The sequence below is a fragment of the Prevotella sp. AM42-24 genome (assembly GCF_003461825.1).
Classification (GTDB): domain Bacteria; phylum Bacteroidota; class Bacteroidia; order Bacteroidales; family Bacteroidaceae; genus Prevotella; species Prevotella hominis.
Genome location: NZ_QTXV01000005.1, coordinates 13,294 through 38,640, shown reverse-complemented (window position 1 = coordinate 38,640; position 25,347 = coordinate 13,294). Strand labels below are relative to the sequence as shown.

At 45.9% G+C, this 25,347-nt stretch carries 17 protein-coding genes; 11 read left to right on the top strand and 6 right to left on the bottom strand.

Translation table 11 applies throughout. The features are described 5' to 3' along the window. Positions 1-40: 40 nt before the first annotated feature. The 3 genes from mnmA (at position 41) to DW917_RS02880 (ending at position 3,668) form a co-directional block, all read left to right on the top strand. A complete protein-coding gene (gene mnmA, locus DW917_RS02890; protein WP_118116325.1) occupies positions 41-1,117 on the top strand; it encodes a tRNA 2-thiouridine(34) synthase MnmA in 1,077 nt (358 codons plus the stop codon). An 86-nt stretch (positions 1,118-1,203) separates the two neighbouring features. After that, a complete protein-coding gene (lepA, locus tag DW917_RS02885; protein ID WP_118116323.1) occupies positions 1,204-2,997 on the top strand; it encodes a translation elongation factor 4 in 1,794 nt (597 codons plus the stop codon). Positions 2,998-3,086: 89 nt separating this feature from the next. Continuing rightward, a complete protein-coding gene (locus DW917_RS02880) occupies positions 3,087-3,668 on the top strand; it encodes a Crp/Fnr family transcriptional regulator (RefSeq protein ID WP_370453506.1) in 582 nt (193 codons plus the stop codon). A gap of 129 nt (positions 3,669-3,797) precedes the next feature. On the opposite strand, the gene DW917_RS02875 is transcribed toward DW917_RS02880, so the two are convergent. The 4 genes from DW917_RS02875 to DW917_RS02860 form a co-directional block, all read right to left on the bottom strand. Beyond that, the gene (locus tag DW917_RS02875) at positions 3,798-5,462 is read right to left on the bottom strand and encodes an AMP-binding protein (protein WP_118116319.1); all 1,665 of its coding nucleotides are present in this window, start codon (positions 5,460-5,462) and stop codon (positions 3,798-3,800) included. A gap of 60 nt (positions 5,463-5,522) precedes the next feature. Beyond that, on the bottom strand, positions 5,523-7,190 hold the full coding sequence (locus DW917_RS02870; RefSeq protein ID WP_118116317.1) for an AMP-binding protein: 1,668 nt from the start codon (positions 7,188-7,190) through the stop codon (positions 5,523-5,525). Positions 7,191-7,365: 175 nt separating this feature from the next. Continuing rightward, positions 7,366-8,613, bottom strand: a complete 1,248-nt coding sequence (locus DW917_RS02865) for an FtsX-like permease family protein (RefSeq protein WP_118116314.1) — start codon at positions 8,611-8,613, stop codon at positions 7,366-7,368. 92 nt (positions 8,614-8,705) lie between these two features. Further along, positions 8,706-9,917, bottom strand: coding sequence for a pyridoxal phosphate-dependent aminotransferase (locus DW917_RS02860; RefSeq protein WP_022110017.1), 1,212 nt, complete (start codon positions 9,915-9,917; stop codon positions 8,706-8,708). A 253-nt stretch (positions 9,918-10,170) separates the two neighbouring features. Between DW917_RS02860 and DW917_RS02855 the strand changes: the two genes are divergently transcribed. Both DW917_RS02855 and DW917_RS02850 read left to right on the top strand, forming a co-directional pair. Continuing rightward, the gene (locus DW917_RS02855; protein ID WP_118116312.1) at positions 10,171-10,674 is read left to right on the top strand and encodes a DUF4494 domain-containing protein; all 504 of its coding nucleotides are present in this window, start codon (positions 10,171-10,173) and stop codon (positions 10,672-10,674) included. Beyond that, positions 10,675-11,349: a YggS family pyridoxal phosphate-dependent enzyme gene (locus DW917_RS02850; RefSeq protein ID WP_118116310.1), complete on the top strand. Its 675-nt coding sequence runs from the start codon at positions 10,675-10,677 to the stop codon at positions 11,347-11,349. It abuts the gene before it with no gap. 207 nt (positions 11,350-11,556) lie between these two features. Here the strand turns inward: DW917_RS02850 and DW917_RS02845 are convergent, their stop codons facing one another. Continuing rightward, the gene (locus DW917_RS02845; RefSeq protein ID WP_118116308.1) at positions 11,557-14,889 is read right to left on the bottom strand and encodes a TonB-dependent receptor domain-containing protein; all 3,333 of its coding nucleotides are present in this window, start codon (positions 14,887-14,889) and stop codon (positions 11,557-11,559) included. A 396-nt stretch (positions 14,890-15,285) separates the two neighbouring features. Between DW917_RS02845 and DW917_RS02840 the strand changes: the two genes are divergently transcribed. The 3 genes from DW917_RS02840 (at position 15,286) to DW917_RS02830 (ending at position 20,462) form a co-directional block, all read left to right on the top strand. Continuing rightward, complete coding sequence (locus tag DW917_RS02840; RefSeq protein WP_118116306.1) at positions 15,286-17,544, top strand: aconitate hydratase; 2,259 nt, start codon at positions 15,286-15,288, stop codon at positions 17,542-17,544. Between the two features lie 19 nt (positions 17,545-17,563). Further along, positions 17,564-18,910 carry a citrate/2-methylcitrate synthase gene (locus DW917_RS02835; protein ID WP_118116304.1) on the top strand — a complete coding sequence of 449 codons (1,347 nt, stop codon included), beginning with the start codon at positions 17,564-17,566 and terminating at the stop codon, positions 18,908-18,910. Between the two features lie 112 nt (positions 18,911-19,022). Then, positions 19,023-20,462, top strand: a complete 1,440-nt coding sequence (locus tag DW917_RS02830; RefSeq protein ID WP_118116302.1) for an amidophosphoribosyltransferase — start codon at positions 19,023-19,025, stop codon at positions 20,460-20,462. A 53-nt stretch (positions 20,463-20,515) separates the two neighbouring features. Here the strand turns inward: DW917_RS02830 and DW917_RS02825 are convergent, their stop codons facing one another. Next, the gene (locus DW917_RS02825; protein ID WP_118116300.1) at positions 20,516-21,394 is read right to left on the bottom strand and encodes a DMT family transporter; all 879 of its coding nucleotides are present in this window, start codon (positions 21,392-21,394) and stop codon (positions 20,516-20,518) included. Between the two features lie 197 nt (positions 21,395-21,591). Here DW917_RS02825 and DW917_RS02820 point away from each other — a divergent pair, with 197 nt between their 5' ends. Genes DW917_RS02820 through DW917_RS02810 form a run of 3 tightly spaced genes read left to right on the top strand, consistent with a single transcriptional unit; the run spans position 21,592 to position 25,338 of the window. Next, positions 21,592-23,121, top strand: a complete 1,530-nt coding sequence (locus DW917_RS02820) for a carbon-nitrogen hydrolase family protein (protein WP_118116298.1) — start codon at positions 21,592-21,594, stop codon at positions 23,119-23,121. Further along, positions 23,121-24,239 (top strand): o-succinylbenzoate synthase, encoded by a 1,119-nt coding sequence (locus DW917_RS02815; RefSeq protein ID WP_118116296.1) that lies wholly within the window; start codon positions 23,121-23,123, stop codon positions 24,237-24,239. Before DW917_RS02820 ends, DW917_RS02815 begins: the two co-directional genes overlap by 1 nt. A 40-nt stretch (positions 24,240-24,279) precedes the next feature. Continuing rightward, on the top strand, positions 24,280-25,338 hold the full coding sequence (locus tag DW917_RS02810; protein WP_118116294.1) for an AMP-binding protein: 1,059 nt from the start codon (positions 24,280-24,282) through the stop codon (positions 25,336-25,338). The last annotated feature ends 9 nt before the right edge of the window (positions 25,339-25,347 follow it).

Below are 25,347 nucleotides of genomic sequence, written 5' to 3'. Positions count from 1 at the left end.
TTTGTAATTTTGCACGCAATTAATTCATAAAAAAGAAGAAATGACTGAAAATATCATAGACAAGCGTATTGCGGTGCTGCTTTCGGGCGGAGTAGATAGCTCAGTGGTAGTATGGGAACTTGCCCGATTGGGTTTGCATCCCGACTGTTTCTATATCAAGATCGGTCCGGAAGAAAAGGAAGAGTGGGACTGCTCTTCTGAGGAGGACCTGGAAATGGCTACTGCCGTGGCTCGCAAATATGGTTGTAAACTCGAAGTGGTGGATTGTCATCAGGAATACTGGAATGAGGTTACCCGATATACAATGGAGAAGGTGAAGGCTGGATATACGCCTAACCCGGATGTGATGTGCAACAGACTCATCAAGTTCGGTGCGTTTGATCGGAAGATGGGACACAATTATGACCTCATCGCTACGGGACATTATGCCCAGACCGAAATAGATGAGAATGGGGATAAGTGGCTCGTTACCAGTCCTGACCCGGTGAAAGACCAGACCGACTTCCTGGCCCAGATAGAGAGTTGGCAACTCAAGAAGGCTATCTTCCCAATCGGTCATCATATCAAGAATGAGGTGCGTGAAATCGCAGAAAGAGAACATCTCATCAATGCCAAGCGTAAGGACAGTCAAGGTATCTGCTTCCTCGGACAAATCAACTATAATGACTACATTCGCCGCTATTTAGGTGACCTGCCGGGAGATGTCATCGAACTGGAAACGGGTAAGCGTATCGGTGAGCACAAGGGACTGTGGTATCATACCATTGGACAGCGTAAGGGACTGGGCTTCGGCGGCGGTCCTTGGTTTGTCATCAAGAAAGACGTAGAGAAGAATATCCTCTATGTGAGCCATGGCTATGACCCTCAGACGGCCTATAAACAGGAGTTCCCGCTGCACGATTTCCATTTCCTGACTCGCGAAGTGCCGATGTCACGGGTCACATTCAAGATCCGTCATACCCCGGAATATCATCCTGCTACCATCGAAAAACTGGAGGATGGCAGATGGATGATCCACTCGGATGAGGCTATTCATGGAGTGGCTCCAGGACAGTTCTGTGTGGTTTATGATGAGAATCACCATCGCTGTTATGGTTCGGGAGAAATCACGGTTTAGGACGATAAAACAAAAAATGTACGGGAAAAATTTGGTTTTCTCCTAAAAATAAGGTAATTTTGCAAACTAAAGAGAGAAAAATATATATGGAGAATATAAATAAGATAAGAAATTTCTGCATTATTGCACATATTGACCATGGTAAAAGTACCTTGGCAGACCGTTTGTTGGAGAAGACCCAGACGATTAAGATCACAGAGGGTCAGATGCTGGACGATATGGATTTGGAAAGAGAGCGCGGTATCACGATTAAGAGCCACGCCATCCAGATGGAGTATCAGGCAAAAGATGGACAATCATACATCCTCAACCTCATTGATACTCCGGGACACGTCGATTTCTCCTACGAGGTTTCTCGTTCCATCGCTGCTTGCGAGGGAGCGCTCTTGGTCGTAGATGCCACACAGGGTGTGCAGGCACAGACCATTTCCAATCTATATATGGCTATAGATCATGACCTGGAAATTATTCCGGTCATCAACAAGATAGATATGCCTTCGGCTATGCCGGAGGAGGTAGAAGATGAAATCATTGATCTCATTGGTTGCGAGCGTGAAGACATTCTTCGTGCGTCGGGTAAAACGGGCGAGGGTGTAGAAGATGTTCTTGAGGCTGTTGTCAATCGTGTTCCTCATCCAGAGGGTGATGACAAGGCACCGCTTCAGGCTTTGATCTTCGACTCCGTGTTCAATTCCTTCCGTGGTATCATCGCCTACTTCAAAATCGAGAATGGTGTCATCCGCAAGGGTGATAAGGTGAAGTTCTTCAATACGGGCATGGAATATGATGCTGATGAGATTGGAGTACTCAAGATGGACATGATTCCTCGCAAGGAATTGGGTACCGGTGAGGTGGGTTACATCATCTCTGGTATCAAGAATGCGACCGAGGTTAAGGTGGGTGATACCATTACCCATATCGCACGTCCATGCGAAAAGGCTATTGCTGGTTTCCAGGAAGTGAAGCCGATGGTCTTTGCGGGTGTTTATCCGATAGACCCAAGCGATTATGAGAACCTTCGTGCTTCGCTGGAGAAATTGCAGCTCAATGATGCTTCCCTTACCTTCTCGCCAGAGAGTTCGGTGGCATTAGGCTTCGGTTTCCGATGCGGATTCCTCGGTCTGCTCCACATGGAAATCGTGCAGGAACGATTAGACCGCGAGTTTAATATGGATGTCATCACCACGGTGCCTAACGTTTCCTATATGGTATATGACAAACAGGGCGGTGAGAAAGAGGTTCACAATCCTTCGGGATTGCCTGATCCTACGATGATAGACCATATTGAGGAACCCTATATTCGTGCCACTATCATCACGGCATGCGACTATATCGGTCCTATCATGAAATTATGTCTGGATAAGCGAGGCGAACTCATCAATCAGGAATATGTGAGTGGCAACCGTGTGGAACTGCACTTCATGCTGCCTCTCGGTGAGATTGTCATCGACTTCTATGATAAACTGAAGAGTATCTCGAAGGGTTACGCTTCCTTCGACTACCATATCGACTGCTTCCGCCACTCTGATCTGGTGAAGCTCGACATCTTGCTCAATGGTGAACCAGTGGATGCCCTGAGTACGCTGACCCACCGTGACAATGCAGTGGCTTTCGGTCGCAGAATGTGCGAGAAACTGAAAGACCTGATTCCACGCCAGCAATTTGATATTGCCATTCAGGCAGCTATCGGAGCGAAGATTGTGGCGCGTGAAACCATCAAGCAGGTACGTAAAGACGTTACAGCCAAGTGTTATGGTGGTGACGTGAGCCGTAAGCGCAAATTGTTGGAGAAGCAGAAGAAGGGTAAAAAGCGTATGAAACAGATTGGTAATGTAGAGGTGCCTCAGAAGGCTTTCCTCGCAGTACTTAAGTTAGACTAACCATACAATATTATAAATTTCCCTCATCTGTAGAGCACATATGGGGGACCAAAATAAGGAGGATTGTAGAAATGCAAGAATTTAAGAACATGCCCCTGACGCGAGATATCGCAAGAGAGCTTGCCCGTAAGTACAGTACCATGACTTACGATGAATTAGATGTGCTGGAGAGTCTGCTCGTTCCTATCAAATATGGTAAGGGAGAAAAGATTCTTCAAGAGGGTGAGGTGTGTCGAAACATTTCATATATAGAGAAAGGATTAGTACGCCAGTTCTATTTTAAGAATGGTAAGGAGGTGACCGAGCACTTGGGTGTTGATCACTCCATATTTATGTGTATCGAGAGCTTGTTTAAGGAGGAACCTACCCGTTTGCAGGTGGAGGCACTGGAACCTACATTGGTCTATGCTTTGCCGAAGGCGAAACTGGAGGCTGCTGCCATGCGCAATGTCAATATCCAGATGCTTTATCGTAAGATTCTGGAGGAGAGCTTGATTCAGTCACAGATTCATGCCGATTTGGTTCGCTTCGAGTCTGCGCCTAATCGCTACAAGCGACTTTGCGATCTGAGTCCGCAGGTGGTGCTCCGTGCTCCGCTTACCTACATCGCTAATTATCTTCAGATGACACCGGAAACGTTGTCACGTATCCGTTCTGGTGTCCTTTTATAAGATATGTCATATGAATATGATGTGTTTTATTCCGCGTAATCCGATGAAGGAAAAAATAAACATCAAAAAAGAGGGTGTGTCAATAAGTACATGACACACCCTCTTTTTTGATGTTTATTTCTTGATGTTTTATTCTGCAGTATAGAGGAAGCGCTTGATACTCTTCTTAGGAGTCTTCTCAAACTCTTCATCGTGGATGCGAATCTCGCTGATCTTGCTGTAGGCAGGAATCATGGCGTTGAGCTCCTGACGGTTCTGTTCCATAATCTCCTCCAACTCGTTTCTACCCAAGTTCAAAGACTGCGCTTCGTCGAAATCTGGATGAACCAGACCGATGAGCTTATTACCCTTCTGAACCACTACGCTTTCGCTGACGAGTGCCAGGGAGTTGAGCTTATCTTCGATTTCTTCAGGATAGATGTTCTGGCCAGATGCACCCAAGAGCATGTTCTTGCTGCGGCCTTTGATGAATACATTGCCATCTCCGTCCATCGTGCCGAGGTCGCCTGTATGATACCAGCCTTCCTTGTCGAGGGTAGTAGCAGTAGCTTCCTCGTTCTTGTAATAGCCGAGCATCACGTTAGGACCCTTTGCCAAAATCTCGCCAGGTACATTCTCTGGGTCTGGACTGTCTATCTTCACCATCATATTTCTTGCAGCTTTACCGCATGAACCTGGTACGAAGTGCTTGTAGTCCTCATAACAGATGATAGGAGCACACTCTGTAGCGCCATAACCTACGGTATATCTGAAGCCGATGCTATGCAGGAAATTCTCCACTTCCTTGTTGAAAGCTGCACCGCCGATGATAATCTCATAGAAGTTGCCTCCAAATGCCTGAGTCACCTGGTCGCATATCTTTTCGCGTACCTTCTTGTTGATGACAGGCATGTGAAGAAGCATGCGCATGCGGTTGTTCTGTATCTTAGGGAAAACTTTCTTGCGGATAATCTTCTCGATAATCAGAGGCACAGCAATGATAACGGCTGGCTTGATGCGGCTGAATGCCTCGGCGATAATAGCCGGACTTGGGATGCGGGTGAGGAAGAATACGTGGCAACCGGTGATAAACTCAAACAGGAACTCAAATGCCATACCATACATGTGAGCCATCGGAAGGATGCTGATGATAGAGTCGCCAGACTTGACCTCCTTCGGCAATACATGCTGGGCGAAGTCGATGTTGCTCCAGAGCGCACGGTAAGGTACCATCACACCCTTGGAGAAACCGGTGGTTCCGCTGGTATAATTGATGAGCGCCATCTCCTCAGGATTCTCATCTATATAATAATGTACGTGTTCCTTACGGAAATACTTAGGGAATTTGATACCGAACATCTCGTTGAGGTGTTCACGGGCATAGGTCAACTTGTCTGTGCGGGATACCACCAGTGAATAGTCTGGAATGTAGATGATACCCTCCAAACCTGGCATCTTGGTAGCATCTACCTGAGTAGCCACTACATCACCTACAAAGAGCAACTTGGCATCGCTGTGGTTTACGATGTTGTGAATCTGGTCTGGCATGAACTCATGCAGGATAGGTACTGCAGTAGCACCATAGGTGAGGGTAGCAAGAAATGCTACAGCCCAGTTGGCACTATTGCGACCGCAGAGGGCAATCTTGTCACCCTTTACCACGCCTGAGTTTTCAAACATGATGTGTAATTTCTCGATTTTGCGAGCTACATCGTGATACTGCAAGGTTGCTCCCTTGTAGTCTGTTAGTGCATCCATATCCCAATGGTCTATGATGCTTTTCTGGATAAGTGCGTTAAAGCTAGGTATTTCCATACTCTTCTTGCTTTTACTATATCTATTTCAGCATGCTCCGTGGCTCCTTTCGCAAAGGGATTAGATAGCATCCTGGTATAGATATCGTTTAATTGATTTCTTTGCTGTTTTCTCGAATTCCTGGTCGTGCAACTGAATGCGCGACAACTTGGCAAATGTTGGTATTTGTTCGTTCAGTTCCTTGCGGTTCTGTTCCATAATGTTCTCTAAATCTTCCTGGGTGAATCCCAACGTGTTGGCTTCGTCCATGTCTGGATGTACAAGACCTACAAGTTTGTCTCCCTTCTGGAGCACGATGCTTTCGTTCACCATTGCCATCGAGTTGAGTTTGTCCTCTATCTCTTCTGGATAAATGTTCTGTCCGTTAGGACCTAAAAGCATGTTCTTGCTGCGGCCCTTAACGTAGAAATGTCCGTCCTCGCTCATCGTGGCAAGGTCGCCGGTATGAAACCATTCGTCCTGGTCGATTACAGCATCTGTTGCCTCCTGGTTCTTGTAGTATCCCTGCATCACACAGATTCCCTTGCATACCAGTTCGCCCGGTACATTTTGCGGATCTTTGCTGAGTACCTTTACATCCAGGTGGTTCACGCTCACACCACAACTGCCCGGCACATATTCTTCTGCATTGGCAAAGGTGATGAATGGAGCGGTCTCGGTGGTTCCGTAAGCCATGGCGATAGGGAAGCCGATGTTGGTGAGGAAACTCTCAATTTCCTTATTGAGCGGTGCTCCGCCCACGACCACCTGACAAGCTTTGCCACCAAACTCAGACAATACAAAATCGCGGATTTTCTCCTTGATGCGCTTGTTGATTACTGGCATATTCATCAGCAATCTCACACGGTTGGTCTGTATCAATGGGAATATGTGCTTTCTGATAATCTTGTCAATCACCAATGGTACGGCGAAGATGATCTCCGGCTTCACTTCCTTGAAAGCCTCTGCGATGAGGGTAGGACTTGGCACACGGGTAAGGAAATAAATATGATGACCTTCTACCATGCTGAAGATAACGTCTGCCATCAGTCCGTACATGTGTGCCATTGGCAGTGATACCAGAAAGTTGCAGTTTTTGCTGAGTCTTGGTGCAATGGACTTCAACATATAGTCCAGGTTGCCCCAGAGTGCACGATAAGGAATCATCACACCCTTCGAAAAGCCAGTAGTACCGCTGGTATAGTTGATCATCGCCAATTCCTCTGGCTCATCTACGTGGTATTTCACGTGCTCAGGACGGAAATACTTCGGATATTTATGACCAAAAATGGCATTGAGATTCTCGCGGGCATAGGTCAGTTTCTCTGAACGTGAAAGGACGAGCGAGAAATCGGGTAGGTAGATGACACCTTCAAGAGAAGGCATCTCATCTGTATTGATCTCCGTTGCTACAACATCGCCTACGAAAAGCAACTTACTCTCGCTGTGATTGACGATATTGTGAATCTGCTCTGGTTTAAATTCGTTTTGAATAGGTACGACTACTGCGCCGTAGGTAACAATCGCCAGGAAAGCTGCTGCCCACTGACTGCTGTTTCTACCGCAGACGGCTATTTTGTCGCCTTTCTTCACACCGCTGTTCTCAAACAGGATGTGGAGCTTCTCTATCTTTCTTGCAACATCATGATATTGTAATGTAGTGCCCTTGTAATCAGTCAGTGCGTCCAATTGCCAATTCTTGATGATGCTCTTCTCTATGTACGAGTTAAAACTAGGTATTGCATTCATTGCACAATTATCAAAATTTTGTGCAAAGATACCATAATTTCTGCACAGTACAAAAAAAAATGTGCACAAATTTCCAAAACGGATAAAAAAAGTGTAGTTTTATTCCATAATTGCCCTCATTTTAATAAATAATACAAGCAAATGAGAGTAATTATGGAATATCTGATGTTTTTTCTTACTCATATCTCATGCTCTTGGCTGGATGGATATGGGAAATCAAATAGCTTGGAGCTACCAGCATGAAGACGCAGATCAGGAGGGTAGCGGCATTGAGTGCTACGATGAACAGCCAGTTGAATTCCACTGGTACCGTACTGACATAGTAGGTCTGGGCATCCAACTTGATGAGTCCGGTATGTTTCTGGATGGCCAAAATAGACAATGCTATTAGGTTTCCGAAAACAAGGCCCTTGCTGATGATAAACACGGCAAACCAGAGGAAGGTATGGCGGATCGTTTTGTTGCGGGCGCCCAATGCCTTCATCACGCCTATCATGGAAGTGCGCTCTAAGATGATAATCAGCAATCCACTGATCATTGTGACACCTGCTACGGCTAACATCAGACCTAAGATTACCCATACATTCAGATCCATCAGGTCGAGCCACTGGAATATCTGTGGGTTCAGATCCTTGATGGTTCCGCTACTGTAGGTTTCTCCATAACGGTCCACGGTGCGGTTGACGTTCTTCACATAGTAGTCTTCTGTTGTCTGTAACTGGTTGAAGTCTTTGACGGTAATCTCGGCGCCACTTGCCTGGTCTTCTTCCCATCCGTTGAGTTTCACGGCAGTATAGAGGTCAGTATAGACCATGATTTCGTCAAACTTCTTCAGATTGGTCTGATAAATGCCTGAGATGGTAAACCGTCTGGTTCTCACGCCGTTATTGTCGATGAAATAGGCGAAGATGCGCTGTCCGGTCTTCAGTCCCAACTTATCTGCCATCAACTGGGAGACGAGAATCTGGTTGTGGCTTGCTTTGTCATCAAACTTAGGAATGCTTCCTTCCACCATGTTCTGGTGAATGAACGTAGAGTCGAATTCCGGTCCTACACCTTTGAATCCAACGCCTAAGAAGTCATTGTCAGTTTTCAGAATACCCTCTTTCATGGCAAATCGCTGTATGTGTTTCACGCCCGGTGCCTTCTTGAGGACTGTCATCATCGGGTCGTCCATCACCACAGGGTATTGGTTCATCTGCTGAAGGGTCATGAAGTCAGCCACCTGGATATGGCTGCCGAAACCGATCACCTTGTCGCGGATGGTATGTTTGAAGCCTAATACCACACATACAGAGACAATCATCACAGCCAACCCGATGGCAACACCAGCTGTGGCAATATGAATAGCAGGGCGAGAAACTTTACGTTTGTCGCCCTGTTCACTATATAATCTCTTTGCTATAAATAGAGGAAAATTCATCTATATTTTGTACTTTTATATTTTGTACTTTGAATTTTATGATTAGTAAAGCTATTGAATTCTTCACACTTCACTCTTCATTCTTCACTTTCTTAAAGTCCTTCATCTTCTACTCTTCCTGGATAAGCCTCCAAAGCTTTTGCCAAGACGAGGAGAGCACGCTCCAAGTCGTGCTTCTTCAGCACATAAGCCATACGTACCTGATTGCGACCTGCTCCCGGAGTGGTATAGAAACCAGAGGCTGGGGCCATCATCACGGTCTCGCCCTCGTATTCAAATTCCTCAAGACACCAGCGACAGAACTTGTCAGAATCATCGATAGGCAACTTGGCTACGGTATAGAAGGCTCCCATTGGGATAGGAGAATAGACACCAGGAATGCGGTTGAGTCCATCAATCAGGCACTTACGGCGCTCTACGTACTCATCATAGACATCGCGATAATACTCCTCTGGTGCATCAAGAGATGCTTCTGCCACAATCTGACCAATCAGTGGAGGAGAGAGACGGGCCTGACAGAATTTCATCACGGCCTTGCGAATCTCTGCATTCTTGGTAATCAAGGCACCAACACGGATACCACACTCGCTGTAACGCTTGGATACGGAGTCGATGAGCACGGTATTCTGTTCGATACCCTCCAAGTGCATGGCACTGATGTAAGGACTACCGGTATAGATGTATTCGCGGTAAACCTCATCAGAGAAGAGATAGAGATCATACTTCTTTACGAGGTCGCGAATCTGGTTCATCTCACGTCGGGTATAGAGGTAACCGGTTGGGTTGTTTGGGTTGCAAATCAGAATGGCACGGGTGCGCTCATTGATGAGTTCCTCAAACTTCTCCACCTTAGGCAAGGAGAAACCTTCCTCGATGGTGGTGGCGATGGTGCGAATCTTGGCACCCGCAGAGATGGCAAATGCCATATAGTTGGCGTAAGCTGGTTCTGGCACGATAATCTCGTCGCCAGGGTTCAGGCAGCTCATGAATGAGAAGAGCACAGCCTCAGAACCTCCCGATGTAATGATGATATCATCGGCAGTTACGTTGATATTGAATTTCTTGTAGTAATCCACTAACTTCTCTCTATAGCTCAGGTAACCCTGGCTTGGAGAATATTCCAGGATGGTACGGTCTATGTGCTTCAATGCATCCAGACCGCATTGAGGTGTAGGAAGGTCAGGCTGACCGATGTTGAGGTGATACACCTTAACCCCACGTTTTTTTGCTGCGGCAGCCAAAGGAGCCAACTTTCTGATTGGTGACTCTGGCATTTCGATACCGCGTACTGAAATTTCAGGCATCTTATTTCTTTCTTTTATGAACTTTTGATATGTGAAATTCGCCTTATCTTCCATCGGATGATGTTGGCATTTCTACATTTGGATGCAAAGGTAATCAATTTCGGCGAAAATGGAGAAAGATAGCTAAAGATTTTTAGTTTTTTCATAAAAAACGCTTATGAATCTTGCTTATTTGTTTTCTTTTTTATAACTTTGCATTGTTTTTTCCGTATTAACGGGATTTATAATGTTATATAAATAGTTAAGGTATATTATGAGATCAAGAACAGGTACTTGGTTTACTACCAAGGTAAAATATCAGAAGACTCAGGAAGATGGTACCGAGAAAGTGGTATCTGAAACTTATGTAGTGGATGCGTTGAGTTTTACAGAGGCTGAGAGCAGTATCATCGATGAGATGTCTGTCTATGTGAGCGGTGAATTCCACGTTTCCGGCATCACCAAGTCTGCCTTCGGTGAGATTTTCTTCAGCGATGTGGATGATGATGACAAATGGTATAGAGCCAAACTCCAGTTTATCACCATTGATGATAAGAGTGATAAGGAAAAGCGTACCAACGTGGTTTACCTCGTACAGGCTAAGTCGCTTGCTCGTGCCTTGAGATACATCGATGAGGTGATGGGCAAGACGATGATTGATTACGATACAATCGGTATCAACGAGACTCCTATCATGGATGTCTTTGAACATCAGGCTGCTTCTGAGAAAAAAGAGGAGAAGAATGATGTTCCTGAATACGAACAGGAGAATAAGTAAATGGAATATGACGTAAAGGGAAATCTCCGGGAAGTTCTCGGACACTTGCCTGAAGGTGTTCGCCTCGTTGCCATCAGCAAGTTTCATCCCAACGAATATATCGAGGCTGCTTATGAAGAGGGACAGCGTGTCTTTGGTGAAAGCCATGAACAGGAACTGGCTCGTAAGGTGGAGTCGCTGCCTAAGGATATTGAGTGGCATTTCATCGGTCATCTTCAAACCAATAAGGTGAAGTACATTGCTCCTTACATCGCTATGATTGAGGCTGTGGATAGCCTGAAACTGCTGAAGGAAATCAACAAGCAGGCTGCCAAGCACGATCGGGTGATAAAGGTGTTGCTTGAACTGCATATCGCTGCGGAAGAAACCAAGTATGGCTTAACGCTCGATGCCTGCCGTCAACTCTTGGAGGAAGGTGAGTGGAAAGAGATGAAGAACGTGCAGATTTGTGGTCTGATGATGATGGCATCTCATGTCGATGACCAGCATCAGATTGCCAGCGAGTTTGATACGGCTGCTCGTTTCTTTGATGAGGTGAAGGCTAAGTACTTCGCTGACTGTCCTGCTTTCTGCGAGCGAAGCTGGGGAATGAGCCACGACTACCAGTTGGCTGTCCAGCATGGCTCTACGATGGCTCGCGTCGGAACTACAATCTTTGGCCCGAGAGTATATTAGGCTTATATCATGGGTTTCCCCTAAAGCTGGAATGCTACGGCATTAGCCAATGGCCGTAAGGCCAAATCCGTGAAAATCCGTGAGTAATCCGTGGAGCAAGAATGTTCCGATAACTCTGCGTTATCCGATGAAAAAAACTGATGAAAAGAATATGAAGAAACGAAAAAGAGGGTGTGTCATAATCTATAACACACCCTCTTTTTTGTATTAGTTGAATATGTATCTTACAGAGAACTGGATAGAATAGGTAGAACTGAAACTTGTCTTATTGGTATAAGTCTTGTCCAAGATGTTCTTTCCATTCTTCTGGAAGTTGAATGCTTTTGTCTTTGAGTCGTACTTCAACAACTGCGTGTTGTTTACGCTCTTGTAGAGACCCCAACTGCTGTGGAGCAGGTTAGCCAGGTTCTTGATATCAACACCAAACTGCAGGGTGTTCTTCTGACCGGCTACCTTGAGGTAGAAGTTCTGGTTGAACTTGAAATCCAACTGATGGTGCCATGGCATGATAGCGCCACCACGCTCTGTATATCTGCCCTTGCGATCCTTCAGGTAAGAATCCTGGTTGATGTAAGCCCAGAAATCATCACGCTGGTCATCTGCACTGTAGGTCACGTTACCATTTTTATCCTTTACATCTGCAAAGTTCCAGTCGTCGAGGTCGCGACGTGAAGCAGGAACGTACAACAAGCCGTTTGAACCATAGTCGTTTACTACGTTTGAAGATAGAACGTAAGAGTAGCGTGCGCTATTATAAATACCAGCATATCCCAAGTTCATACCTTCATAGATAAGACCTACCTCTGTACCGAAGTGCTTAGCGTAGTCTTTCTTGTAAGAAGCAGAAACGATCACACGATGAGGAGCTACGTATGTACCCAAACCAGTTTCCTTATCATTATTGCCGTTGATAGAATAACGGTTGTTGTAGTATGCAGAAGAAACCTGGTCGCCTATACCGTCACCGTAAGAGCGGGCTCTTGAATGGGTATAGGATGCAGAAATATTAAGACCGAAGTCAAATCTCTTGGCAAGCGATGTGGTGATAGAGTAGTAATATGCCTTATGACCTGCATTGGTAATCATGTAAGGATTGTTACCATTTCCGCTGGCTGTGTAGTAGCGGCGGGTATCACCAGGAGCCAAAGTGATGGTTGATTCTCCATCCCAAGAGTAGTTCAGGTTGGTTACAATTGCTGGGTTGAATTCACGGCTGTAGATACCTTCTACAGAGAAATCAATACCGCCAGGCAACTTCGCGTCAATAGCCAAAGAACTCTTCCATGTTGCATTCATCTTCAAATCCTTGTCGATGATGGTAGGAGTAGAAGGAGCTGCTGCGTTCTCACGACTTGCAGGAATCGTGAGGTCCTTCAACTGGTCAGCACGGTTTACATGGAAATTAGGCTGACCGTATGCTGCTTCGTTGGTCTTATTATAATAATAGGTGTATTGACCACAACCGGCATTACCCACTGCAGATACGAGCCATACGAATGGCAAACGACCTACGAAGTAACCTGTACCACCACGGAGCACGAGCTTTTGGTCGCCAAGAATATCCCAATTGAAACCTACACGAGGGGAAACGGTTATATTTGCGTCTGGCAACTGGTCTGTATTGTAGCTATAATACTTGCCATCGTTGGCTCTGTACTTCAAAGCACCGAAAGCTGCATTGTAGTTGTTCTTCAACTCAGGATAGATAGGCAACTCGAAACGCAAACCTGCGGTGAGGCGGAAACGGTCAGAGAAATTGATCTGGTCCTGAACGTAAGCAGAGAACTGGTTGTATTTCATCTTAGCCAAGAACTGGTCGCTGCCATCCATAGGGAAGGTGATACCGTATGCAGCTGGCTTTCCACCTGCCATGAAGTCTTCTGGAGAAGAATATACATAGTAACCTGCTGAAGCGGCACCGAATCCATTGGTAGCCTCGTTGGTCTCATACTGCACACCGGCGATGAAATTCTGGATGCCTACTGCCCATGTTGCTTCATCGGTAGCCACGAATGTCTTCACCTGACGGAGGTTACCCTCTGTGAATGGGTCTGGACCCAAGCCCATGTAGTATGCACCATCCTTCAGAATATCCACTGTTGGGAAAATACCTCCCAGATAGGTACGAGGCTCATCTTGATAAGAGTATGTCAAGCGAAGGGTGTTGTTCCATCCACCCCATTTAGAGTTCCATTCACCTGCTACAGAGGTAAAGTTCTTTTCCTGATAGTAACGGGCACTTTCGAAATAAAGACCTGAGTTGGCTGTACGGCCAGACTGTGACTTTCCGTTTGTCATAGTGATGCCATCAGTTGTTCCACCAGGATAAATCTCTGTATCCTTGAATGGAGTGGTAGAACTGGAAGGACTGTTGGAATCCTTGTCATGGCTTCTGGAGAAGCGGAGGTTCACCTTGTTAAACTTGTTGATATTCCAGTCTAAACGAGCCAGGAACTTGTAAGAAGGTGTGTCGAGAGAATAACCCTGGTAGCGACCTGGGTTGTAACCATACTTGCTCTGGAGGAACTGGAGCATATTCTCCATGTCGCTCTGCAAAGGACGGTGTACGGTACCTGAGTTTGGCTTCCAAGCGTCGGTAGCACTCATTCGGGCAGTACCTGAAGGACCGGCAGAGATGTTTGCCTGATACTCACCATTCGCAAAGAAGAAGAGTTTGTCCTTAATGATAGGACCTCCCAAACTGGCTCCCCATGTGGTAGAGTGAGACTGGAGACGGTTCAACTGGTAGTCGGAAACCTTGTCGCCACGGAGATGAGAGTTGGTGGTGTACATATAGGCTGTACCCTTAAATTGATTGGTACCTCGCTTGGTAACAGCACTGATGGCACCTCCTGTAAATCCGCTCAGACGTACATCGTATGGAGAGGAAGATACGGATACCTGATCCAATGCATCCAAAGAGATAGGTGAACCGTTACCAGGAAGGTTGCCGCCGAGCCCGAAAGCATTGTTGAATGCAGCACCATCGACAGTCACGTAACTCTGGCGGTAATTACCACCACCCACAGCAAAACCATTGCCAATGTGGGCTCCCTGTGGAGTCAACTTCAAGATGTCGTTCATGCTACGGCTCACGGTAGGGATGCTCTCAATCTGTCCGGCGTTGATACTGGTAGTAGCACCAGCGCGGTCTGTACGCATGTTGTTGTTGCGGGAAGCAGATACAACAACTTCTTCGAGCAACTCGGCATTCTCTTTGAGCGTTTCATCCAATACGGTGTTTTGTCCCAAAGGCAAGTTTACACCCTTCAAAACCTTAGAAGAGTAACCGATGTAGGAAACTTCCACTTTGTAAGGACCACCAGGTTGCAAACCCTGGATAGAGTAACGGCCATTGGCATTGGTGGTTGCTCCATAAACAGTACCGGAAGGCTCGTGGGTTACTTTGATGGTAGCACCAATGACGTCCTCATTGTTGGCAGTAATCTTACCACTCAGACTTGATGTGGTAATCTGAGCCATTGCCTGTGATACAAAGAAAATCAGCAAGGCAAAGAGTAAATGCAATTTTTTTTGCATACCTTATAAATAATTAGTTAATAATGTTTTGGGGCTAAAATTTCTGTCGATTTTAACCTCCATTTTCAAATATGCTGCAAATTTATATAATTTTTTCCGTATTCTTGTTAAGAAAATGTGAAAAAATTGCCTCAATTCCTAAAATACACACTTTTGTCACCATTTTGCGACATTTTTATGGTTCTTGTCTCTTTCGCCTTTTTTCTTTTACGATCCCTTTTTCCGGCATATTTAGCATAATTATGCAACAAATTCATATAAAAAATCAAAAATTACTGGCAAAATGATAAATAATTCAAGAAAAATGCTACGATATGAAAAATATTTCGTATTTTTGCAAATAGTTTAGTTCAAATAGTGAATAAATTGCATAGTTTAATTTAAATAGTGAATAAGATGATACTGGACATTGACATGCTGAGAAGCTTCTATGCTTCGTATTCTGAAAGTGTAGCTCAGGCTAAAGCTACGGTAAAACGACCTCTTACTTATGCCGAGAAGGTGCTTTTTGCTCACCTTTTCGACCCCACACAATTGCGCCCTTATAAAAGAGGTGTGGAATATGTTGATTTCCGACCTAATCGTGTGGCAATGCAGGATGCAACGGCTCAGATGGCTCTTCTTCAGTTCATGAATGCGGGTAAGGACAAAGTGGCCGTACCTGCCTCTGTTCATTGTGATCACTTGATTCGTGCGGATGTGGGTGTTGCACAAGACCTTCCTGAGGCTTGCAAGACCAATAAGGAGGTTTATGACTTCTTGAAATCTGTTTCTCAGAAATACCATATCGGTTTTTGGGGTCCGGGTGCTGGTATCATCCATCAGGTGGTACTCGAAAACTATGCCTTCCCTGGTGGTATGATGGTGGGTACTGATTCGCACACGCCTAATGCCGGTGGACTCGGAATGGTGGCAGTTGGTGTTGGTGGTGCTGATGCGGTAGATGTTCTTACCGGTCAGCCTTGGGAACTCAAGATGCCTCGTCTCATCGGTGTTCATCTTACTGGTAAACTTTCGGGCTGGGCTACTCCTAAGGATGTGATCCTCGAAATTCTCGGTATTCTTACCGTAAAGGGTGGTACTAATGCTATTCTCGAATACTTCGGTGATGGTCTTGACAGTATTTCTACGACAGGTAAGGCTACGATCTGTAATATGGGTGCAGAACTGGGTGCTACCTGTTCTATCTTCCCATTCGATGGAAATGCGGATGAGTATCTCCGTAAGACAGGTAGAGAGGAGATTGCTTCTCTTGCCCAGCAGAATGCGGCTGAACTCCGTGCTGATGATGAGGTGCTTGCCAATCCGTCTGCTTTCTATGATCAGATTGTGGAAATCGACCTCTCTAAGGTGGAACCTCATCTCAATGGTCCGTTTACGCCAGATGCGCCTACTCCTATCTCTCACATGAAGGCGAAAGGTCCTGCCAATGACTATCCGATGGTGGTTGAAGTGGGATTGGTGGGCAGTTGTACCAACTCTTCTTACCAGGATCTCGCCCGTGCTGCCAGTGTGGCTCGTCAGGCTTACGAGAAGGGTATTCAGGTGAAAGGTCAGTTGATTATCAACCCGGGTTCTGAACAGATACGCTATACCGCTGAGCGTGACGGTATCCTCGATGATTTCAAGAAGATCGGTGCACTGATCATGACCAATGCCTGTGGTCCATGTATCGGACAGTGGAAGCGCCATACGGATGACAATACGCGCAAGAATGCCATCGTTACTTCTTTCAATAGAAACTTCCGCCGTCGTGCTGATGGCAACCCTAATACTTACGCCTTTATCGGTAGCCCTGAATTGACGGTGGCACTTACCATCGCCGGGCGTCTCGACTTTAATCCTGCTACGGATACCTTATTAGATAAGAATGGCAACAGCGTGATGCTCGATGCTCCTACCGGTTTTACTTTCCCTCCTAAGGGATTTGCCGTAGAAGATAAGGGCTTTATCGCACCGAGCGAAGAAAATGCCAACGTTGAGGTGGTGATTGCTCCGGATAGCAACCGACTTCAGAAACTCGCTCCGTTTGCAGCCTGGGATGGGAAGGATCTGATTGACATGCCGCTGCTGATCAAGACAGAGGGTAAGTGTACAACAGACCATATCTCTATGGCAGGTCCTTGGTTGAAGTTCCGTGGTCATCTGCAGAATATCTCCGACAACCTCCTGATGGGTGCCGTGAATGCTTTCAATGGTGAGAGCAACAAGGTGAAAAACCAGTTGGATGGCAAATACGTGGAGGTTTCTACTGCTGCCAAGGCTTATAAAGCGCAGAATATCAGCAGCATCGTAGTGGCAGAAGACAACTATGGTGAGGGTTCTTCTCGTGAACATGCAGCGATGGAACCTCGATTCCTCAATGTGAAGGTGATTCTCGCCAAGAGTTTCGCCCGTATCCACGAGACCAATCTGAAAAAGCAGGGTATGCTTGCGCTTACTTTCTGCAATAAGGATGATTATAATAAGGTACAGGAAGACGACCGTATCTCTTTGACTGGTCTTAAGGAGTTTGCACCAGGCAGTCACCTTACCGTCACCCTTAAGCACAAGGATGGTTCTGAGGATAGCTTCGAGGTAGAACATACCTATAATGATACGCAAATCGCATGGTTTAAGGCTGGTAGTGCCTTGAATTTTGCAGCGCAGAAATAACATTCTAATTTGGATAATTATGAACAAGGAATATTTGATATATAAATTAAGTGATGAGGTTAAAAACTCATGCAAGATTGACAAGGAGGCATTCACCAAATTCAATGTGAAGCGTGGTCTTCGCAATGAGGATGGTTCGGGTGTGCTCGTCGGTTTGACTAATATCGGTAATGTAGTGGGTTATGAGCGTGATGAGCAAGGTAAATTGAAACCTACCGAGGGTAAACTCTACTATCGTGGCTACGAATTGGACGACCTTGTAACTCCTCTTCTCAAGGAGAAGCGATTCGGTTTTGAGGAGGTGGCTTTCCTCTTGCTCTCCGGTCAGTTGCCTGACAAGGAGGAACTGGAGGCTTTCAGGGAACTCATCAATGATAATATGCCGCTCGATCACCGTACGATTACCCATATCATTGAGTTGGAGGGTAGCAATATCATGAATATCCTGGCTCGTTGTGTGCTCGAAATGTACACCTTCGATCCAAATCCGGATGATATCAGTCGTGACAACCTGATGCGCCAGAGTATAGAGTTGATTGCCAAGTTCCCTACCATCATCGCATACGCATACAATATCTATCGTCACTCTGTGCAGGGCAGAAGTCTGCATATCCGTCATCCACGTGAGAACCTCTCTATTGCAGAGAATTTCCTCTATATGATGAAGCATGAGAATTATTCTGAACTGGATGCGCGTATGCTCGACTTGCTCCTGATTATCCAGGCTGAGCATGGTGGTGGTAACAACTCTACCTTCACCGTACGTGTTACTTCTTCTACCCGTACAGATACCTACAGCTCTATTGCTGCCGGTATCGGTAGTTTGAAGGGTCCTCTTCATGGTGGTGCCAATATCAAGGTTATCAATATGTTCCATCATCTGAAGGAAGCGATCAAGGATTGGACGAATGTTAGTGAACTTGATATTTACTTGAAACGTATGCTCAATAAGGAGGCTTATGACAAGACCGGTCTGATCTATGGTATCGGTCATGCCGTCTATACCTTGAGCGACCCACGTGCTGTGGAACTGAAACGCCTGGCAGGTGAGTTGGCTAAGGAAAAGGGTAGAGAGGATGAATATAACTTCCTGAAACTCATCGAACAGGAAGGTATCAAGTGCTTGCAGGAACATCGTGGTGGTAGCAAGCCGGCTTGTGCCAACCTCGACTTCTATAGCGGTTTCATCTATGAGATGATTGGTTTACCACAGGAAATCTATACACCAATCTTCGCCATGGCACGTATCGTGGGTTGGACAGCCCATCGTATTGAGGAACTGAACTTCGAAGGTCGCCGTATCATCCGTCCTGCTTATAAGAATATTTTGGGAGAGTTGGATTATACGCCGCTCATGGACAGATAAAACAATTATTTATCTCGCAAGAAAAGTTTTTGCACGCTTTTCTTGCGAGATTTCTTCATTTTTAGTACCTTTGCACCCATATTTCAAACATTAATATAGAATTTATACTCTTATGGGAGGCATATTCGGAACGATTTCCAAGAAAAGTTGTGTCGCAGACCTTTTCTACGGCACTGATTACAACTCACATCTCGGCACACGCCGAGGCGGTTTGGCAACCTACAGTCAGGATAAAGGCTTCGTGCGCTCTATCCACAACCTCGAAAGCTCTTATTTCAGAACCAAGTTTGAAACTTCATTAGATAAGTTTGAAGGGGCTACCTCTGGTATTGGAGTCATCAGCGATACGGATGCACAGCCGCTCATCATGAACTCTCATCTTGGCCGATTTGCCATCTGTACAGTGGCAAAGATTGCCAACAAGGATGAACTTACCCAACATTTGCTGGAGAAGAACATGCACTTTGCTGAGATGTCTTCCGGCAGTACCAATCCTACCGAACTTGTAGCTTTGCTCATCATTCAGGGCAAGACTTTCAAAGAGGGTATCGAGAATGTATATCATCACATCAAGGGCTCTTGTACGATGATGATTCTCACCGAGGATGGTATCATCTGTGCCCGTGACAGTTGGGGACGCACGCCACTCATTATCGGCAAGAAGGATGGTGCCCATGCTGCTTCCAGCGAATCTACCTCTTTCCCTAATCTCGACTATGAGACTGAGTATGAGGTGGGTCCGGGAGAGATTGTGAAGATGACTGCTGATGGACTTGAGCAGCTGAGACCTGCCAATAAGAAGATGCAGATCTGTTCTTTCCTGTGGGTTTATTATGGTTTCCCAACTTCTACCTACGAGGGACGTAATGTGGAGGATGTGCGCTTTACCAATGGTTGCAACCTCGCCAAGACCGACGATGTGGAGGTGGATTGCTGTAGTGGTATTCCTGATTCGGGTACGGGTATGGCTATGGGTTATGCTGCTGGTAAGGGTGTGCCTTACCAGCGTTGTATTGCTAAATATACGCCTACTTGGCCTCGTTCGTTTACTCCAAGCAACCAGAGTATGCGCTCTTTGGTAGCTAAGATGAAACTGATACCTAACAAGGCGATGCTCAAAGGCAAGCGAGTTCTTTTCTGTGATGACAGTATCGTAAGAGGTACCCAGTTGCGTGATAATGTGAAGGTTCTTTTCGATCAGGCTGGTTTGAAGGAATGTCACATGCGAATCGCCTGTCCTCCATTGGTTTACGGTTGTCCATTTATCAATTTCACTTCTTCCAAGAGCGACATGGAATTGATTACTCGTCGTATCATCGAGAAGTTTGAAGGTGATGCCAATAAGAATCTCGATAAATATGCTACTACGGGTTCTCCTGAATATCAGAGAATGGTGGACGAGATTGCGCGTCAACTCGGTTTGACTACTTTGAAGTTCAATACCATCGAACAGTTGATTGAGGCGATCGGCTTACCGAAATGCCAGGTCTGCACTCATTGCTTTGATGGCAGTAGCGACTATACGCTGCATGAATTTGCAGATGAGGAATAAAAAAATGAGGGTGTGTCATAGTCTTATGCACACCCTCATTTTTTGATAGGGGGTTATTTCTGTTTCCGTAGAATAATCAGGGTTACACCGGCAAGAATAGCAACAATACCGAGCGCAAGCTGTAGGGTAAAGGATTCTCCAAAAATGCAGACGCCAATAACGACTGCGGTAACAGGTTCCAAGGCTCCCATGATGGCAGCAGGGGTACTGCCGATGAGATTGATGGAAATCGTCATGAAGAAGAGCGAGAGTACCGTTGGTAAAAGAGCGAGTTGGGCTGCACAGAGCCACTGCTTCGGTGTTTCCAACATTTGGAAACTTTCCCCCGATATCCACGTGAAGAGGGCAACGGTTATCAGACCGAATACCAATATCCAGAAGGTGAATTTGACATTCGACATGGTGTTGTTCTTCCACTGGTTGATGGAGATGATATAAACGGCATAGAGCAGGGAGGAGGCCATCACAAGGGCAAAACCCGCTGTGCTCAACTTGACGTTTCCATCTCCCTGATAAAGGAGCCCGACGCCTGAAACGGCGAGAAGAATGGCGATGGTACTGGTCCAGGTGACCTTCTCATGGAAGAAGGCGGTCATCAGGATTGCAGTCATAATGGGATAGACAAAAAGCAGGGTACTCGCGATTCCTGCTGCCATATAATGGAAACTGACATAGAGCGTGGTGGAAGAGAGGGCGAAGAAACTGCCTAAGCATGCCAGACGGATGGCATGACCCCACTTGATGGCGAAACTTTCACGGCGTACCAGTAAGACGATGGCAAACATGACTACTGCTAAAAGGTAGCGATAGGTCAGGACGGAACCGGAAGAGAATCCGTCATGGTAGAGCTCTAAGGTACCCAATGGGTTGGTACCATAACAAACAGCGGCAATGATGCCCGCCAGAAAACCTTTAACTTGATTACTGTTCACTTTTTTGTTTTTTATATTGTTGGTTCATTTTGGGCTGCAAAGGTACTCATTATTTTGATAAAAAACGCTTTTATTCCAGCATTTTTCCTTTTTTTGTATTTTTCTCTTTGTGCTTCGGGTGAAAAGTTGTATTTTTGCCCCCAAATATCGGTTCTTTCATTGAAACCGATGATGGTTTAAAGATAAAAAGTTGTATTATGGAACCCATTCGTAAAATCGAAAAGGTGAGCCTGAGAAATCTCCACATGGAGGATTATGACCAGCTCGCTAAATCTTTCAAGCGTATCTACGCTGATTCTGACGTGTTCTGGACACGCCAGCAAATCAAGAAACTCATTACTATATTTCCTGAAGGTCAGGTTGTCATCATCGTGGATGATAAGATTGTAGGATGTGCCCTGTCTATCATCGTCAATTATAATATGGTGAAGGGTGATCATACCTATGCGCAGGTGACTGGTAACGAGACTTTCAATACACACGATCCTAATGGTAATATACTCTATGGTATTGAGGTGTTTATCCACCCTGATTACCGTGGCTTGCGATTGGCACGCCGTATGTACGAGTATCGCAAGGAATTGTGCGAAAAGTTGAATCTGAAGGCAATCATGTTTGGTGGTCGTATTCCTAACTATCATAAGTATGCGGACCAGATGCGTCCGAAGGAGTATATCGAGAAGGTGCGCTCCCGTGAAATCTACGACCCGGTACTCACGTTCCAGTTGAGCAATGATTTCCACGTCCGTCGTGTCATCCGCAATTATCTGCCAAGTGATGAGGAGAGTGAACACTGCGCCACACTGTTGCAGTGGGATAATATCTATTACCAGCCACCAACGGATAGTTTTGTAGATAGAAAACCTACGGTGCGCATCGGGTTGGTTCAGTGGCAGATGCGTCCTTATGCTTCTGTGGATGATCTCTTTGAACAGGTGGAGTTCTTCGTGGATTCCGTGTCTGACTATAAGAGTGATTTCATCCTTTTCCCAGAATACTTTAATGCTCCGCTGATGGCGAAGTTTAATGACATGGGTGAAGCGCAGAGTATTCGTGAAATGGCTCAATATACGGAACAGATTCGTGACCGTTTCCGTGAATTGGCTATCAGCTATAACATCAATATCATCACGGGTTCCATGCCACTGGTAAAGGAAGACGGGGCACTTTATAATGTGGGTTTCCTCTGCCGCAGAGATGGTAGCGTGGATATGTATGAGAAGATTCACGTGACTCCTGATGAACAGAAATGCTGGGGATTGACAGGCGGTAGCAATATCCAGACTTTTGATACCGACTGTGGCAAGATTGGTATTGTCATCTGCTATGATGTGGAGTTCCCTGAACTCTCTCGTCTGATGGCACAGGATGGTATGCAGATTCTCTTTGTACCATTTATGACCGATACGCAGAATGCCTACTCTCGTGTGAGAGTCTGTGCACAGGCGCGTGCTATCGAGAATGAGTGTTATGTGGCGATTGCAGGTAGTGTGGGCAACTTGCCTCGTGTGCATAATATGGATATCCAGTATGCGCAGAGTGCCGTATTTACACCATGTGATTTTGCCTTCCCTAATGATGGTAAGCGCTCGGAGGCGACACCGAATACGGAAATGATCCTGATTTCGGATGTGGATTTGAATCTTCTCAATGAGTTGCATACGTATGGTGCTGTTCGCAATATGCGCGACAGACGCAAGGATCTTTATGAATTGAAAAAGAAATAATGTACAAGATAGAGATATCGGAGCGGACGCTCCATTTCAAGGTGCCGGCAGGAACATCAAGAGGCGTTTATACCACCCGGCATAGTTTCTTCCTCACGCTATCCTCGGATGAAGTACCGGGCGTGAAAGGTGTGGGCGAATGTGCTACGCTCCCGGATTTGAGCTGTGATGCAAAGCCGGAATATGAAGCGACGCTGCGACAGGTCTGTCAACTGGTGGAACAGATGGGGCGTATTCCGTATGATATGATTCGTGCCTATCCGAGCATCACTTTTGGATTGGAATCGGCATTTGCAGACTTCTTCCATCAGGTAAAGGTGGCTGCAACTGCTGATCCTTCTTCTGTCGCCTTGCAGACATTTGCAGTACCGGCTTGGGCAAATGGCTTGGGAAAATTGTATGATACGCCTTTTGCACGCGGGGAAGCGGGGATTACCATCAACGGACTGGTGTGGATGGGCTCTTACGATGAAATGTTAGGAAGACTGGAGGAGAAACTGAAAGAGGGTTTCCATTGCGTGAAACTGAAAATTGGTGCCATCGACTTCCTGAAAGAACTGGATCTGGTCAAGTGTATCAGAGAGCGCTATTCCAAGGAGGAGGTGCAACTGCGTGTGGATGCCAATGGTGGTTTCTCTCCGGAGGATGCGATGAGTCGCCTGGAAACATTGGCAAGATACGATATTCATTCCATTGAACAGCCTATCAAACAGCATCAGTGGTCTAAGTTGGCTGAACTCTGCCGGGAAACTCCGTTGCCGATTGCGCTTGATGAGGAATTGATCGGTGTCAATGTCCGTTCGATGAAGCAGGCGCTGTTGGATACCATCCGGCCGCAATATATTGTTTTGAAACCTTCACTCCATGGAGGTATGTATGGATGTGAGGAATGGATTTCCCTTGCCCGGGAAAGAGGAATTGGGAGTTGGATTACATCCGCTTTGGAAAGCAATGTAGGACTGAATGCGATTGCCCATTTCTGTGCTAAGGTCTATGGAGAGGAAGCGTATGGCGCTGAGGCTCCTATGGCACAAGGGCTTGGAACCGGAAAATTGTTTGAGGATAATTTGCCGAGCCAATTAGAGATTCGGGGAGAAAAATTGTTTTTTCTTCCCTAAGTCTCCTGTTTTTCTTTTTGAAAACAATAAAAGGAATACGATGGACTTGAAAGATTTTTTAGAGATATGGGGAAATGAGAAGGACAGGGTGCTGGTACATACCAGTGGCTCTACCGGTAAACCGAAGGAGATGTGGGTCGAGAAGAATAAGATGAGAAACTCGGCTCGCATTACCTGTGATTTCTTGGGAATTCAGCCCGGTGACTCTGCATTTCTTTGTTTGCCTCTCGATTATATTGCAGGCAAAATGATGACGGTGAGAAGCATCGAGAGAGAACTTCGGCTCGTTTGTGTCGAACCCTGTGGTCATCCACTCTCCAATGAAGCTTTTCAGCAGGCTACAGCTGTTGATTTCCATACATCATCTTCCTGTTCTGCTGCTACGATTTTAGCGAAAGGTATCGATTTTGCTGCCATGGTACCGATGCAGGTATTCAATTCGCTCATCGTGCCAGAAGAAAGGAAAAGGTTGGGGAGGATTAAAAACCTGATCATTGGGGGTGGAGCTATTGATGAGGCACTCGCTGCTGAATTGATGACTTTGCCGGAAGAAGTTGCTATTTGGAGTACTTATGGCATGACGGAAACACTGTCGCATATTGCCTTGAGACGACTGAACGGACCGGATGCGAGTGAATGGTATCATCCCTTTGATAGCGTAAAGGTGGAAGTGAACCGGGAAGGATGTCTTGTGATTGATGCCCCCTTGGTTTGTGCAGAAAAGTTAGTGACCAATGATATAGCCGAACTGAAAGTGATGGATGCTTCCGAGTCATGTGGTAGCCATCGGGTTGCCTTTCGTATCAAGGGCAGGAAAGATTTTGTAATCTGTTCCGGCGGTGTGAAAATTCAGATAGAGGAGGTGGAGGATAAACTCCGTCCATTTCTACAGTCTCCGTTTATGATAACGAAGAAGAAGGATGAAAAGTTTGGGGAAATGGCTGTACTCGTCTCTGAGGATGTGGATTTGGATGAAGTAGAACGGGTTTGTAAGGAGCAACTTCCTAAATTCTGGGTGCCGAAACTGTTCATCCATGTTGACAAGATACCGATGACGGAAACGGGAAAAGTAAAAAGAGGAGGCTTTTTCGAAAAATAATTGTGAAAA